The organism is Massilimicrobiota sp. mt181 (assembly GCF_055420065.1).
In genome coordinates this window covers 33,815-48,035 of sequence record NZ_JBVAYN010000017.1, presented here as the reverse complement: position 1 = coordinate 48,035, position 14,221 = coordinate 33,815, and the positions used below count along the sequence as shown (strand labels likewise).

The 14,221-nt window shown below is 28.7% G+C and carries 14 protein-coding genes; 6 read left to right on the top strand and 8 right to left on the bottom strand.

The window, feature by feature from the left end:
• The first annotated feature begins 124 nt into the window (after positions 1-124).
• Both ACZYT4_RS10180 and ACZYT4_RS10175 read left to right on the top strand, forming a co-directional pair.
• Complete coding sequence (locus ACZYT4_RS10180; protein ID WP_463785323.1) at positions 125-817, top strand: alpha/beta hydrolase; 693 nt, start codon at positions 125-127, stop codon at positions 815-817.
• A 75-nt stretch (positions 818-892) separates the two neighbouring features.
• Positions 893-2,215, top strand: coding sequence for a replication-associated recombination protein A (locus tag ACZYT4_RS10175; RefSeq protein ID WP_463785321.1), 1,323 nt, complete (start codon positions 893-895; stop codon positions 2,213-2,215).
• Positions 2,216-2,249: 34 nt separating this feature from the next.
• Here the strand turns inward: ACZYT4_RS10175 and ACZYT4_RS10170 are convergent, their stop codons facing one another.
• The 8 genes from ACZYT4_RS10170 to rpmH form a co-directional block, all read right to left on the bottom strand.
• A complete protein-coding gene (locus ACZYT4_RS10170) occupies positions 2,250-3,590 on the bottom strand; it encodes an MATE family efflux transporter (RefSeq protein ID WP_463785319.1) in 1,341 nt (446 codons plus the stop codon).
• A gap of 324 nt (positions 3,591-3,914) precedes the next feature.
• The gene (gene mnmE / locus ACZYT4_RS10165) at positions 3,915-5,249 is read right to left on the bottom strand and encodes a tRNA uridine-5-carboxymethylaminomethyl(34) synthesis GTPase MnmE (RefSeq protein WP_463785324.1); all 1,335 of its coding nucleotides are present in this window, start codon (positions 5,247-5,249) and stop codon (positions 3,915-3,917) included.
• 95 nt (positions 5,250-5,344) lie between these two features.
• Positions 5,345-5,581, bottom strand: a complete 237-nt coding sequence (locus tag ACZYT4_RS10160; RefSeq protein ID WP_463785317.1) for a hypothetical protein — start codon at positions 5,579-5,581, stop codon at positions 5,345-5,347.
• Positions 5,574-7,319 carry an ABC transporter ATP-binding protein gene (locus ACZYT4_RS10155; RefSeq protein WP_463785315.1) on the bottom strand — a complete coding sequence of 582 codons (1,746 nt, stop codon included), beginning with the start codon at positions 7,317-7,319 and terminating at the stop codon, positions 5,574-5,576. Before ACZYT4_RS10155 ends, ACZYT4_RS10160 begins: the two co-directional genes overlap by 8 nt.
• 142 nt (positions 7,320-7,461) lie before the next feature.
• The gene (locus tag ACZYT4_RS10150; RefSeq protein WP_463785312.1) at positions 7,462-8,064 is read right to left on the bottom strand and encodes a Jag family protein; all 603 of its coding nucleotides are present in this window, start codon (positions 8,062-8,064) and stop codon (positions 7,462-7,464) included.
• 15 nt (positions 8,065-8,079) lie between these two features.
• Positions 8,080-8,943 carry a YidC/Oxa1 family membrane protein insertase gene (locus ACZYT4_RS10145; RefSeq protein ID WP_463785310.1) on the bottom strand — a complete coding sequence of 288 codons (864 nt, stop codon included), beginning with the start codon at positions 8,941-8,943 and terminating at the stop codon, positions 8,080-8,082.
• Between the two features lie 2 nt (positions 8,944-8,945).
• Positions 8,946-9,281 carry a ribonuclease P protein component gene (gene rnpA / locus ACZYT4_RS10140; RefSeq protein WP_463785307.1) on the bottom strand — a complete coding sequence of 112 codons (336 nt, stop codon included), beginning with the start codon at positions 9,279-9,281 and terminating at the stop codon, positions 8,946-8,948.
• A 40-nt stretch (positions 9,282-9,321) separates the two neighbouring features.
• Complete coding sequence (rpmH, locus tag ACZYT4_RS10135; RefSeq protein ID WP_003535525.1) at positions 9,322-9,456, bottom strand: 50S ribosomal protein L34; 135 nt, start codon at positions 9,454-9,456, stop codon at positions 9,322-9,324.
• Positions 9,457-9,966: 510 nt separating this feature from the next.
• Here rpmH and dnaA point away from each other — a divergent pair.
• From dnaA to ACZYT4_RS10115, 4 genes are all read left to right on the top strand, one after another.
• Complete coding sequence (dnaA, locus tag ACZYT4_RS10130; RefSeq protein ID WP_463785304.1) at positions 9,967-11,310, top strand: chromosomal replication initiator protein DnaA; 1,344 nt, start codon at positions 9,967-9,969, stop codon at positions 11,308-11,310.
• 150 nt (positions 11,311-11,460) lie between these two features.
• Positions 11,461-12,564 carry a DNA polymerase III subunit beta gene (dnaN, locus tag ACZYT4_RS10125; protein WP_463785302.1) on the top strand — a complete coding sequence of 368 codons (1,104 nt, stop codon included), beginning with the start codon at positions 11,461-11,463 and terminating at the stop codon, positions 12,562-12,564.
• Positions 12,565-12,615: 51 nt separating this feature from the next.
• Positions 12,616-13,287 carry a response regulator transcription factor gene (locus tag ACZYT4_RS10120; protein WP_463785300.1) on the top strand — a complete coding sequence of 224 codons (672 nt, stop codon included), beginning with the start codon at positions 12,616-12,618 and terminating at the stop codon, positions 13,285-13,287.
• Between the two features lie 3 nt (positions 13,288-13,290).
• A complete protein-coding gene (locus tag ACZYT4_RS10115) occupies positions 13,291-14,187 on the top strand; it encodes a sensor histidine kinase (protein WP_463785297.1) in 897 nt (298 codons plus the stop codon).
• Positions 14,188-14,221 lie beyond the last annotated feature (34 nt).

Here is a 14,221-nt window from a genome sequence, read left to right as displayed (position 1 = left end):
ATAAAAACAATGATATCATTTTGATACATTGTTTTTTTTGTAGATATAATGTATAAGCTTGCACTCTATTGAATTGAAAGTATAATGAATATCATAGCTGAATAAATAATGTGAGGTGAAGAAAATGACTAAAGAATGGACAATTCATAACAAAATAATTCAAATTCATTATCAGCAATCTCATGACAAAAATCTTCCTGTTGTTATATTAAATACATATGGAAATGAAGGACAGGATGTTTTTCATCAATGTTGCTTACTTCATAGTCAACCATTTATCTTGGTTTCTATTTCTCATTTAGATTGGAATAATGATTTAACACCCTGGTATGCAGAAGGATTAAATCATCAAGACAATCATTTTTTAGGACACGCTAATGATTACATCGAAGAATTAACTCATATAATCATTCCTCAAGCTTGTGACTATATCAAAAATGAGCTTCACCATAATATCCTGGATTATACTATTGCCGGTTATTCTTTAGCAGGACTATTTGCTATTTATACAGCCTATAAAACAGATATATTTTCAAAAGTTGTCTCAGCTTCTGGATCTGTGTGGTTTCCTCAATTTATTGATTTTGTTAAGCAAAATACAATCTCCTCACATATTCAAAAAATGTATTTTTCATTAGGAAATAAAGAAAATAAAACAAGAAATCCCCTATTAGCTTCAGTCAAAGATAAAACTATAGAATTAGAACATATCTATCATCAACAAGGTATACAAACTGTATATCATGAAAATGATGGTAATCATTTTCATGATGCGACTTTAAGAATGGCTCAGGGCATTTATTGGATTTTAAAATAAAAAGTCTATTCAATTTTAGTATGCCATATTTGAAATGATATGAATATCATAAAATAAATGAAAGAAGAGATAAAAATGGAAACAACAAATTTATTTGAAGAACAACTAGATTTACAGCAAATTCCTCTTGCCAGTCGTATGCGACCAGAAACATTAGATGAAATAGTTGGACAGCAGCATATTATTGGAAAAAATAAATTACTCTATCGTGCTATTAAAGCTGATCGACTAGGTTCTATTATCTTATATGGACCACCTGGTACTGGAAAAACGACCATAGCAAGAGTAATTGCTAATTCGACACATGCCTACTTTCATAAACTCAATGCAACGAATGCAGGTATCAAAGATATTGAAAAGATCATTAAAGATGCTCAGTATCATTATGGAGCCTATCAAAAAAAGACTATCCTTTTTATTGATGAGATTCATCGATTCAATAAAAATCAACAGGATTATCTTCTTCCCTATGTTGAAGATGGAGTTGTAACTCTCATTGGAGCAACAACAGAAAATCCTTATTTTGAAATCAACAATGCCTTACTTTCAAGATGTCGTATCTTTGAATTAAAACCACTCAATAAAAAAGACCTCATAGAAATCATGAACAGAACATTATCCAATAAGGAAAAAGGTTTGGGAAATGCTAATATGATTATGGATGATGAAGCAAAGAAATTTTTAGCTGACATGGCTAATGGAGATGCAAGAAGTGTTTTGAATGCTTTAGAATTGGCTTATCTGACAACACCGACACAAGAAGATGGCTTTTTACATATAACCCTAGAAATTGTTGAAGAATGTATCCAAAAGAAAGCCATTCGCTATGATGCAAATGGTGATAACCATTATGATGCTATTTCTGCCTTTATAGAATCCATGAAACATACAGATCCTGATGCTACACTGTACTATCTGGCAAGAATGCTGGTAGCTGGCGAAGATATCAAATACATTGCGAGAAGAATCTGTGTTTGTGCATCTGAAGATGTTGGTCTGGCCAATTCACAAGCTATTGTTGTTGCTACAAATGCTATGTTAGCAGCTGAAAGAATTGGTATGCCTGAAGCTGCAAAAATATTAGCTCATGCTGCATTATATGTCTGCTGTTCACCAAAATCAGATACAGTCTATGGCATTCTTTATGCAATGAATGACGTGAAAAAGAGTGGTTATATTCCTATTCCATCATTTTTACAGGATGCTAGCTATAAAAGTGCCAAAAAATTGGGTAGGGGCATTGGCCTTGATAATATCCATGCTTTTCCAAACCATTATTCTGGTAAAAAATGTATGCCTAAGGAACTAGAAGATATACATTATTTTCATTTATCAGGAAATGGGAATGAAAAACGTATTCAAAAATTCTTAGATTATCTTCATGAACATATAAAGTAAAAGAAGGATTTAATTAAAAAATCCTTCTTTTACTTTATACAAAAGCATATTTACGTACTTTTAAATAACAAATCAGATGAACACTTAATGTCAATATCCATGAAATTGGATAAGATATATAAAGTGTAAATAAAGTATGATTCATCTCAAAAATAGTAAATATCCAAATGACTCTAAACAAGCAGGCTCCTGTTAAAGAAACAATCATTGGCATAACAGAATAACCCATACCTCTTAAACTGCCAACAATAACATCCATGATTCCACACAAGAAATAAGAGGCACTAACAATACTTAGACGGATCATTCCTGCTTCAATAACTTGCGCATCAGTTGAATAAATTGTCAATAAGATATTTCCTAACAAATACGCTCCAAAACCTAAAACAAAGCCTATAAGACTGACAACTGCTAGACATCTTATTAAAATTTTATCTACTCTTTGGTAATTCTTAGCACCCATATTTTGGCTCGTAAAACTTAATGATGTCTGATAAATAGAATTCATAGCCGTATAAACAAAGCCTTCAATATTACTTGCTGATGTATTTCCAGCAACAATAATAGATCCAAATGAATTTACAGATGATTGAATTAAAACATTGGATATATTAAAAACCATTCCCTGTAAACCAGCAGGTAAACCAATCTTTAACATCTTGATTAATTTATCTTTATGAAAATGTAATTTTTTTCTAGATAATTTTAAAACACCATCAGCTTTGATTAAACATCTTAAAACCAAAATAGCAGAAATACACTCAGACATTGCTGTTGATATGGCAACACCTGCAACGCCTAAATGAAAGACAATTACAAAAATCAAATTAAAAATAACATTAATAATTCCTGCTAAAGTTAAATAATATAGTGGTCTTTTTGTATCACCAACAGTTCTTAATAAAGCAGCACCAAAATTATAAATCATAAAACCTGGCATACCAACAAAATAAATTCTCATATAGATTGTTGATAAATCAATAACATCAAGTGGAGTACCCATTAATTCCAATAATGGTCTTGCTAATAAATTACCTACGAAAATCATTACAATTCCACCATAGATAGCTGTACAAATAGCAGTATGTACTGTCTCAGAAGCGTTTTTTTCATCGTGAGCACCACAAAAACGTCCAAAGAGTACATTGGCTCCTACAGAAATACCAATAAATAAATTGACTAATAGATTAATTAATGAACTTGTAGAGCCTACAGCAGCTAAAGCCTCACTTCCTGTAAATCTTCCAACAACAATAATATCAGCCGCATTAAATAATAATTGCAATATTCCAGAAAGCATTAATGGAATTGAAAAAATAATAATTTGTTTTAATAATGGTCCATGACACATATCAATTTCATAACTTTTCGACATCATCTTTCCCCCTATTCCCACGATTGCCTATTATAGCACTCTTTTTACTTTTTAAAAGATGAAGTTGACATAAAAAGAAAAAAGATGAAAAATTCATCTTCTCACTTGTTTCTAAAAATCAAATATAAAATATAAAGAATGACACATTCTAAAAGACATGACAATGTCACTAATATAGCAAAATAATTAATAAGTGTTAAAATCTCTTGCCCTCTATTGAAAGCTGAAACAATCAAAAATATAACAAAACTCACGATAGCTATAGTTCTTAAATATTTAAAGAATTTATAATATCTTAATGCTAATGAATTGTACTTTTTCATCTTATTTACCTATACAAAAGCGTTTAAATAATTCATCTAATAAATCTTCTTTTGCTCTTTCCCCTAAAATTTCTTTAAGACTTTCCCAACTTTCATATAAATCTGTGACGATCAAATCGGTAGGAATCTGTTGTTTCATAGCTTCAATAGCTGATTTTAATGATTGATTGGCTTTTTCTAGTAATTGAATTTGTCTAGCATTAGCTAAAATATCATCTTGTGATGATGTAATCTCTCCTAATTCAAACATTGATTTAATCTTTTGAATCAAAGGATCAATATCATGATCTTTAGCACTAATTGATATACCTTGAATATCATTCAACACACCCTGATCTTTTTTATTTATAACAATGATTCTATTTGTGTCTTCAGATAATTCTAATAAATCTTTATCTTCCTGTGTTAATGGTTGTGATCCATCTAAAACCAAAAGAACCAAATCTGCTTTATGAATCAAAGCTTTAGATTTATGGACACCAATATTTTCAACAACATCATCTGTATCTCTAATACCAGCAGTATCTATCATATTTAAAACAATCTGATCCAAACGAATTGTTCCTTCTACAATATCTCTCGTTGTTCCAGCAATATCTGTCACAATAGCTTTATCTTCATCCAATAAAGCATTTAATAAACTTGATTTTCCAACATTTGGCTTTCCAATAATGACTGTTGAAATACCATCTTTCAATAAATGAACATTTTTAGAAGATTCTATAATATGATCCATTTTTTCTTGTAGCTTAACACTTTTTGGCAATAATGAATCTGCTGTTAATTCTTCAACATCTTCATATTCAGGATAATCAATATTGACTTCTATCTGTGTAATAATTTGAATTAAGTCTTCTTTTAAATCCTCAATAAAATGACTGATATTACCTTGAATTCCTTTCAATGCTAATTGTGAAGCATAATCATTTTTAGCACTGATCAAATCACTGATAGCTTCAGCCTGTGATAAGTCAATTCTACCATTGAGAAAAGCTCTTTTTGAGAACTCTCCATGTTCTGCCATACGTGCACCCTTCTTTAAACATAAGTTTAAAACTTTCTGTGTAATAAAGACTCCACCATGACAATTGATTTCAACCATTTCTTCTCCTGTAAATGTACGATGACCACGATATATATTGACAAGGACTTCATCTACTTTTTCATCCTGATCTTTAATAAAACCATATGTAATAGTATGACTTGCTTTATCTATAATTTTTCCAGTAAAAAATTGTTGAACAAAGGCAATACAATCTTTACCACTTAAACGAATAATTGATATAGCTGCTTCTAAACGTGAAGTCGCTATAGCAACAATAATATCATCATTCATTTGAACCATTTCCTTTCTATCTACTTTCATATAGTATAACAACATCTTTTTAAAATATCTATGTTGTTATGAAAAAAAGTAACACGACTGTGTTACTAACAATGACTTTCCAAATACATGGCAGGGTTATCCTGATATTTTTTAGCTTCCTGTTCATCTAAAAAGATAGAGTAATGAATCTGTCTTGATGAAATCTCATGATGACCACTACAATTGGCATAACCTTCAATTTGAAATGTATATTCCTGACCCTTAACTTGAATATGAAAAACTTTTCCACTCATAATATACCCTTGAACAAGAAAATATACAATTTGTCCATTTTTAAGCATTCTCTTCTTCCAATCCTTCAAATTGTAAACGATAGTATTTCGCATAAACATTATTTTTATTTAATAAGAACTGATGTGTTCCTCTTTCAACAATACCATTATTACCAATGACAATAATTTCATCAGCATTTCTAATAGTTGATAATCGATGGGCAATCGTAATACATGTACGATTTTTTGATAATACTTCTAGACTTTTTTGAATATGACGTTCACTTTCATTATCCAAAGCACTTGTAGCTTCATCCAAAATTAAAATTTTTGGATCTTTTAAGAAAATTCTGGCAATCGAAATACGTTGTTTTTGACCACCACTTAAACGTGTTCCTCTCTCACCTACATATGTATCATAACCATCAGGTAAACTCATAATAAATTCATGAATATTTGCTTTTTTTGCTGCTTCTATTATTTCTTCATCACTGGCATCTGGTTTACCATAAGCAATATTGTCTCTAATAGAACCTGTAAACAAATAAACATCCTGTTGCACAATACCAATAGATTGTCTTAATGATTTTAAAGTCAATTTTCTAATATCTTGACCATCAATTTCAATTTGTCCACTTGTTACATCATAGAAACGTAACAATAATGAACAGATTGTTGTTTTTCCACCACCAGACGGTCCTACCAAGGCAACTGATTTTCCAGCATCAATATGAATATTTAAGTTTTCTAAAACTTTTTCATCATCATATCCAAAATTGACATTTTTATAATCAATAACACCCTTGACATTCTCTAAATCATGACTATCTGGGGCATCTTCAATTTCCACTTGTGTTTCCATAACTTCATTAAATCTTTTAAATCCAGAATAACCTTTTTGAAGCATTTCTGTAAATTCAACAAGAACTTCAATAGGAGTAATAAAAATATTAATATATAAAGCATATGTAGCAAGGGCTACGGGTTGTAATGATCCATCAGCAATAAAAAATCCCCCAGCAACTAAAATTGTGACATAAAGTAATCCCTGAAAGAAATTATTACCACCTTGGAATTTTCCCATACAATGATAATTATTTTTCTTACTTGTTAAAAATCTTTCATTACTAATCGCAAATTTATGTCTTTCAATATCTTCATTTGCAAAAGATTTGACAACTCTGATACCAGCTAAAGTATCTTGTAAAGAAGCATTAACCCCAGCAATCTGACGACGATTATCCATAAATGTCTGTTGCATAGATTTATTTTGTTTTAATGAAAATAATAACATACATAATGTCACAATCATTAATAAGATTGTGAGTGGTACATGAATATACATCAATAAAACAAATGAACCAATAATTTTAAGCAATGATATAAATATATTTTCTGGTCCATGATGTGCAAATTCACATATATCAAATAAATCACTCACTAATTTACTCATCATTTCTCCAGTATTATTTTTATCATAATAAGAAAAAGATAATTGTTCAAATTTATCAAACAAATCCTTTCTCATATCTCTTTCCATTTGTGCTCCCATAATATGTCCTTGTGCAGAAACATAATATTTGCATAATGCACGAACAGCATACATCACCAACAAAAAGACAGCCAACCATAATAAACAACGCATAATGGTCTGATGATCAGAAACAAAAAGCGTTGCATTCAAATAATTCAGAATCTGAGGAAAGGCTAAATCAATCAGACTAATGATCATAGCACAAATCATATCCAAAAAGAAAACTGTTTTATATGGTTTATAATATTCTATAAATTTTCTCATTATCTTCATTTCTTTTCCCTCCAATCTAAGACTTTTCCCATTATAACATATCTTAAAAAAAAGAAAACATTTCTGCTTTCTGTCTTACCAATATCTTTTATTTTTATATAAAATCTTATGTATAATATAAAAACTCTATCAATGATAGAGTTTAGTCAACATATGAAATTGTAATAAATCTTCCTTTTCCTTCACCTTGGCTTTCAGTCTTCAAGTGTGAACTCATTTCTGCAATTGTCTGATGAATCACTTTTCTTTCATCAGCAGGTAAAGGATCTAACTTTACATCAATCTTTGTATGTAGAACTTGTTTTCCAAGTCTTTTTGCCATAGCAGAAACTTTTTTATATCTATTTTCTTTATATCCATTAATATCTAAGCTTATTTCAAATCTCTTTTTAAATTCATTTTGAACAGCATGTCTTGCGATGAAATTAAATGCTCTTAAGATAACACCATTTTTTCCGATAAGAATAGAATTATGATCTGTATTGATATTACAATAAATACGTCCATCTTGAATATAAGAAACAGTTTCTACCTGAAAATCCATATTTGTTAATGTTTTTCTCACAAAATTTTCTAAGTATTCCTGAACCATACTTTCACAATAACATTCAATGACAACTTTTTTAGAAAATAATCCTTTTTTTTCTTCAATGATTTCATATGTCAATTCATCAGGAGTAATTCCTAAATCCTGGCAAGCATGTTGAATCACATCATCTAATGTTTTTCCTTCATATGTTTTCATAGTTTTGCCCAGTCCTTATTTATCTTTTTTCTTTTCAATGTGATATAACTGAATATATACTGTTCTTGTAACAGTAATTAAACTTGTTGTAATCCAATATAGTGACATTGCTGTTGGCATTGATAATGCAAACCAAACAATCATAACAGTCATAACAATATTCATTGTTCTCATTGATTGTTGTTGTTTTGAAACCTTATAACGTGGATTTCTCTTTAACATAATATTATTAATTTCAATAGCTAAATATTGTGTTAAACCAACCAATGCCACAATAATAACATATTGCCAAGCTCCTTTTGTAATAGCTGACATTGGCGTAATTCCTAATTCTAATCCAAATAATGTTGAATCATATAAAATTTCAACTCTTTGCACAGCCTGCCAAACTGCAAGCATAATTGGTAATGTTAAGAATGTTGAAAAAGAACTTAACATGCTGATATTGTTCTTTTTATATAAAGCCTGAATCTCAGCTGATTGTCTCATTTGAGATGCTTGATCTTTTCTACCAGCATATTTTCTTTGAATTTTTTCTAATTGTGGTTGAAGTAACTGCATCTTTTGAGTTGATTCTGTTGATTTTATCATGATTGGTAAAATCAAGATATTAATAAAGATAGTCATTCCAACGACACCCCAAGCCACATTTCCCAGCATATTACTAATGAATAAAATACCTCTGGCAATAGGATATGTTAAAATAAAATCAAAAAATCCTAATTGACTTAAACTCCATGGAGTTGATTCATTAATAGCACGTGATGCAATCAGGTGACCAGTTTCATCTAGATTTCTTTCACAGCCAGCTAATAGAAACACAACAGCTATTAAAGCAAATACCTTTAAAAACTTTTTTGTACGTTGATCTAAATACATTTCTATTTTTCCATCCTTCTATTTATTTTATTATATAAAGACATGAGACTTTTCAAATTATCCTGATAACTTTGATTTAAATACTGATGTCTTATAATAATAATAAAATTCATTTTCTGATTTTTATCAAAAACTTGATGAACCATCATTCTTACTTGTCTTTTTATCTTATTTCGAACAACAGCATGACCTAATTTCTTACTAACAGAGATTCCCACTTTCAAATATTCATGATTATCATCAAAGTATATCACAAATTGCCTATTTGCAATTGATTTCTTCTTTTTAATAATAGTCTGGAAATCTTCATTCTTCTTAATTCGATATTCTTTTTTCATATTTTTTTAGAAAAAAAACCACATTAAAGTGGAATTTTTTTTAGGCAGATAAAACTTTTCTTCCTCTCTTACGGCGACGAGCAAGTACTTTTCTTCCGCCTACTGTTGCCATTCTAGCTCTAAAACCATGAGTTTTTGATCTTTTTCTCTTATTTGGTTGATATGTTCTTTTCATTAATTACACCTCCAAATGATTAAATTTTTTATACACAATAACATATGCCCCATTATTATATGGTTTTTGCTTTTATAAGTCAATGAAAATATGGAATTTTCTTTGCAGAATCGAGCATTTTGATTAAATTTAATGTTCTTAACTCAAATTTATTTGCATATGCTTTATAAAGAGAAAATGACTCTTTTCACAAGTTATGCACAAAAGAATAAAAGTTATGCACAATTGTGAATAACTCTACATTTATTCACATATATCGACATTTTTTCTGTGTATATCTTGTTCTCTTTATTGTGAATAAAAATAGGCATAAAAAGTTATTCACAATTATTCACATTGCATAACTTCTTATGCACAATCCACACATCATGAAATTTGTGCAAAACAAAAAAAAGACCGTTATATCAATATAATTTAATGTGCATAACTATGTGAATAAGTTGTGCGCATTTTTTTTCGACTTCATTTTATTCACTTTTTCCTTTATAATATGCCTTGGAGATGGTGAAAATGAATAATTTAGATATGAATTGGCAAAAAACTTTGAGCTTATTTCAAAGTAAACTTGATGATTATGGATTAGATAAAATTACTTTTGATTCTTTTTTCACAACTCTACAAATTCAAGATATTGTAGGGAGTGTTGTCACAATCACCATTGATACAAATTGGAGTTTAGAAGTTGTTGAACCTTATTTATCACAATTACAGGAAATATATAATACTGTCACAAATGGACATTATCAGCTTCAATTAATAACTGAAGAAGATTATAAGAAAAGTCATGCACAAAAAGAACATCTATTACAATTTGAAGATCATTTGAATCCTGACTTAACTTTTGATAATTTCGTTATTGGTAACAGTAATAGAATCGCTCAAAATGCATCACTGGCAGTTGCTATGAAACCAGGTATTTCTTATAGCCCATTATTTATTCATAGTAATTCTGGATTAGGGAAAACCCATTTGCTAAATGCAATTGGGAATTATGCAAAAAAGCGTGATCCTTCGATTAATGTTTTATTTACAACAAGTGAAAACTTTGTAAATGAATATATACAATCTCTGGCCAATCATTCAATGGACGAATTTAATTATAAATATCGCCAAATGGATATTCTTCTTATAGATGATATTCAGTTTATGGCAACCAAAGAATCATCAAGTGAAATCTTTTTTAATATTTTTAATACATTAATTAGTAATAAGAAACAAATTGTTATTACATCAGATAAGCCTCCGCGAGATCTCAAAGGAATGGAAAGTCGTTTAGTCAGTCGTTTTTCTTCTGGGTTAACAGTGAGTATTGATACACCTGAATTTGAAACTGCAAAAGCGATTTTAAGAAAGAAAATTGAAATTGAAAATGTTGATTACCCTATTTCTGAAGAAGTTTTGGATTTTATTGCGACACATTTCAATACTGATGTCAGAGAACTTGAAGGAAGTTTAAAAAGATTATTATTCTATAAATTAATATGTGGTAAGAAGTTAGATGTTATTGATTTAAACTTTGCTTTAGAAGCTTTCAGTGATTCTTATAGCCAACCAACACAAAAGAAGGAATTGACTGTATCAAATATAAAAAAATGTGTTGCAGATTACTATAATTTAACTGTTGCTCAAATCAATTCAAAATCAAGAACATCAAGTATTATTGTTGCAAGACATATTGCTATGTATTTAGTTAGAGAATTAATCGATGATATTTCATTTATTCAAATTGGACATGAATTTGGTGGTAGAGATCATTCAACTGTCATGAAAGCTTGCCATAAAGTTCAACAGAAATTAGAAAAAGATATGAATTATCGTCAGGCTATTAATGACATTAAAAAGAAGCTCGTGTAAAAGTTATGCACAGTTATCCACAAGTTATGCACATGAAAAATATCGAAAAACAATGAATAAAACATCACTTTTTTTAAGTTATTCATATTGTGCACAATATTATTATTATGATATTATTTAAATAATAAATATATAAAAAGGAGAAAAGTTATGAATTTTAAGATTAAAAGATTAGAATTACTCAATGCTCTCTCTAAAGTTTCTAGAGCTGTTTCTATAAAAAGTCCATTACCTGTTTTAACTGGTATTAAATTTGAGTTGAAAGAAGATGAATTAGTTTTAACTGGTAGTGATAGTGATATTACAATTCAAACAAGTATCAAAGATAATATTGAAATTCAAGAACCTGGTAGTGTTGTTTTATCTTCTAAATATATATTAGAAATTATTAAAAAGATTGATTCTGAAGATGTACATATATTTATTGTTGATGGAACACTGACAAGAATTGAGGGAGCAAATTCTCGTTTTGATTTGAATGGAACATCTTATATTGATTATCCTCGTATTGATTTAAATAAAACTGGTGTTAATTTACAGATGAAATCTACTGATTTAAAAGAAGCTATTGAACAAACTTCTTTTGCGACAAGTGAAAAAGAAACAAGACCAGTTTTAACAGGTGTTAATTTTAAAGCTAAAGATCATGTTTTAGAATGTATTGCTACAGATAGTTATCGTTTAGCAAAACGTATCTTAAATATTGATTCTGATATTTCATTTAATATTATTATTCCTAAAAAGAGTTTAATTGAAATCAGTCGTATTATTGAAAAAGATGAATTGATTGATTTATATGTATCTGATCGTAAAGTTTTATTTGTTTTTGATCATGTTTTAATTCAAACAAGATTAATTGATGGAACTTTCCCTGATACAAGTCGTTTAATTCCTGATAGTTTTGATTACTCTATGAGTATTGATAGCACAAGTTTATTAAATTCTATTGATAGAGCATCATTACTGACAAATGAGCAAACAAACATTGTCAAATTAACAATGAATCAGGATACAGTTATCTTATCTTCATTCTCTCAAGAAATTGGATCTGTTGAAGAAAACTTATCTAAAGCATTTTATAAAGGTGAACCATTAAAGATTTCATTTAGTGCCAGATATCTAACTGATGCGATTAAGAGTATTAATGGACAAAAAGTCAGAGTCTTATTTACAGGTGAAATGAAACCATTTATTATCAAAGATTTTGAAAGAGAAGATATTATTCAATTGGTTTTACCAGTGAGAACTTATTAAGCTAATCTATTCATGGTTAGCTTTTTTTGTTATAATTTGAATGGTGGTGTTATGGAAAAGATTTTACTGGTTGAAGATGATTTACAAATTGTTAAACATTTAAATTCTTATTTAAAAGACAATGGTTATCATTTAATATCTGTTGATGGTCAAAAAAAGGCTATGCAAATACTTCAACAACAATTTATAGATTTAATCTTATTAGATATTTCATTAAAAGAAGGCAATGGTTTTTCTTTATATAATGAAATCAAAACTTATTATGATATTCCTATTATCTTTTTAACTGCTCAAAGTGATGAATTCAGCATTATTACAGGTCTTGACTTAGGAGCAGATGATTATATATCTAAACCATTTCAACCTCGTATACTCTTATCACGTATTCAAAATATTTTAAGAAGATATAAAAAGAAAGATCAAATCTTTCAATATCAGAATCTCAAAGTTTATATTTCACAGGCAAAAGTCTATAAGAATCAACAGGAAATCTTTTTATCAGCTTTAGAATATAAATTATTATTAATTTTTGTTCAACATGCTCATCATTTACTAACAAGAGAATTTTTATTAGAAGAACTTTATCAGGTCACAGGTGAAGATATCAATGATAATACTCTAACAGTTTATATTAAAAGATTAAGAAATAAGATAGAAGATCAACCCCAACATCCTCAAATCATACAGACCAAAAGAGGCTTGGGTTATCAATTGGGAGATTAAATGATGTATATCATTGTATTTTTATTATGTTGTGTTATTGGTGGTTTATGTTATTACATCCACCAGCAAAATAAAAAAATTATTTCTATTTCTAAACAAATTAATGATATCTTATTTCAACATAATGATTTTTATATTCAAAAGTATAAAGAGGGGAATCTTTCTATTTTAGAGAGTGATATATGTAAATTAGTTAATAAGATTTATGAACAAAATCGTTTATTAGAAAATGAAAAACTTATTTTAAAAGAATATCTGGAAGATATATCACATCAAATGAAAACACCTTTAACTTCTTTAAATTTAATTCATGAAAGATTACAAAAAGCTGAAGGTCATGAAAAAAGACAGTTATTAAAAGAAGAAAAGAAATTATTAGATAAAATTGAATGGCTAGTCATGAGTCTATTGAAAATGGCACAATTAGATGCCCAAACAGTTACTTTCCATCAGGAAAGCATTAAACAGAAAGATTTTGTTTTGCAATTATTGAATCCATTTGAAATACAAATAGATATGAAAGATATTCAATTACAAATCAATATTCAAGAATCAGAGATATTCAAATGTGATATTTTATGGACTTTAGAAGCTTTATCTAATATTTTAAAAAATTGTATAGAACATGTTGAACAAAATGGAATCATTCATATAGAAATGAATCAAAATCCTTTATATAATGAAATCATTATTCAAGATAATGGTTGTGGTATTGATCAGGAAGATTTAATTCATCTATTTGAAAGATTTTATAAAGGAAAAAATGCAAAGCAGGATAGTGTAGGTATAGGTTTAGCTTTGAGTTCTATGATTATTGAAAAACAAAATGGAACAATTCAAGTAGAAAATACATATCCTGGCACAAAATTTACAATTCATTTTTATAAAGAAAATGTTTAAATATTTCATTATGACAAATCTGTCACTTTATTGT

Bases quoted from the DNA above. Each gene is read 5' to 3' on its own strand.
- ACZYT4_RS10180 (WP_463785323.1), top strand. From the start codon at position 125: ATGACTAAAGAATGGACAATTCATAACAAAATAATTCAAATTCATTAT.
- ACZYT4_RS10170 (WP_463785319.1), bottom strand. From the start codon at position 3,590: ATGTCGAAAAGTTATGAAATTGATATGTGTCATGGACCATTATTAAAA.
- ACZYT4_RS10155 (WP_463785315.1), bottom strand. From the start codon at position 7,319: ATGAAGATAATGAGAAAATTTATAGAATATTATAAACCATATAAAACA.
- dnaA (WP_463785304.1), top strand. From the start codon at position 9,967: ATGAATAATTTAGATATGAATTGGCAAAAAACTTTGAGCTTATTTCAA.
- ACZYT4_RS10160 (WP_463785317.1), bottom strand. From the start codon at position 5,581: ATGCTTAAAAATGGACAAATTGTATATTTTCTTGTTCAAGGGTATATT.
- ACZYT4_RS10145 (WP_463785310.1), bottom strand. From the start codon at position 8,943: ATGTATTTAGATCAACGTACAAAAAAGTTTTTAAAGGTATTTGCTTTA.
- ACZYT4_RS10150 (WP_463785312.1), bottom strand. From the start codon at position 8,064: ATGAAAACATATGAAGGAAAAACATTAGATGATGTGATTCAACATGCT.
- ACZYT4_RS10120 (WP_463785300.1), top strand. From the start codon at position 12,616: ATGGAAAAGATTTTACTGGTTGAAGATGATTTACAAATTGTTAAACAT.
- rnpA (WP_463785307.1), bottom strand. From the start codon at position 9,281: ATGAAAAAAGAATATCGAATTAAGAAGAATGAAGATTTCCAGACTATT.
- mnmE (WP_463785324.1), bottom strand. From the start codon at position 5,249: ATGAATGATGATATTATTGTTGCTATAGCGACTTCACGTTTAGAAGCA.
- dnaN (WP_463785302.1), top strand. From the start codon at position 11,461: ATGAATTTTAAGATTAAAAGATTAGAATTACTCAATGCTCTCTCTAAA.
- ACZYT4_RS10115 (WP_463785297.1), top strand. From the start codon at position 13,291: ATGTATATCATTGTATTTTTATTATGTTGTGTTATTGGTGGTTTATGT.
- rpmH (WP_003535525.1), bottom strand. From the start codon at position 9,456: ATGAAAAGAACATATCAACCAAATAAGAGAAAAAGATCAAAAACTCAT.
- ACZYT4_RS10175 (WP_463785321.1), top strand. From the start codon at position 893: ATGGAAACAACAAATTTATTTGAAGAACAACTAGATTTACAGCAAATT.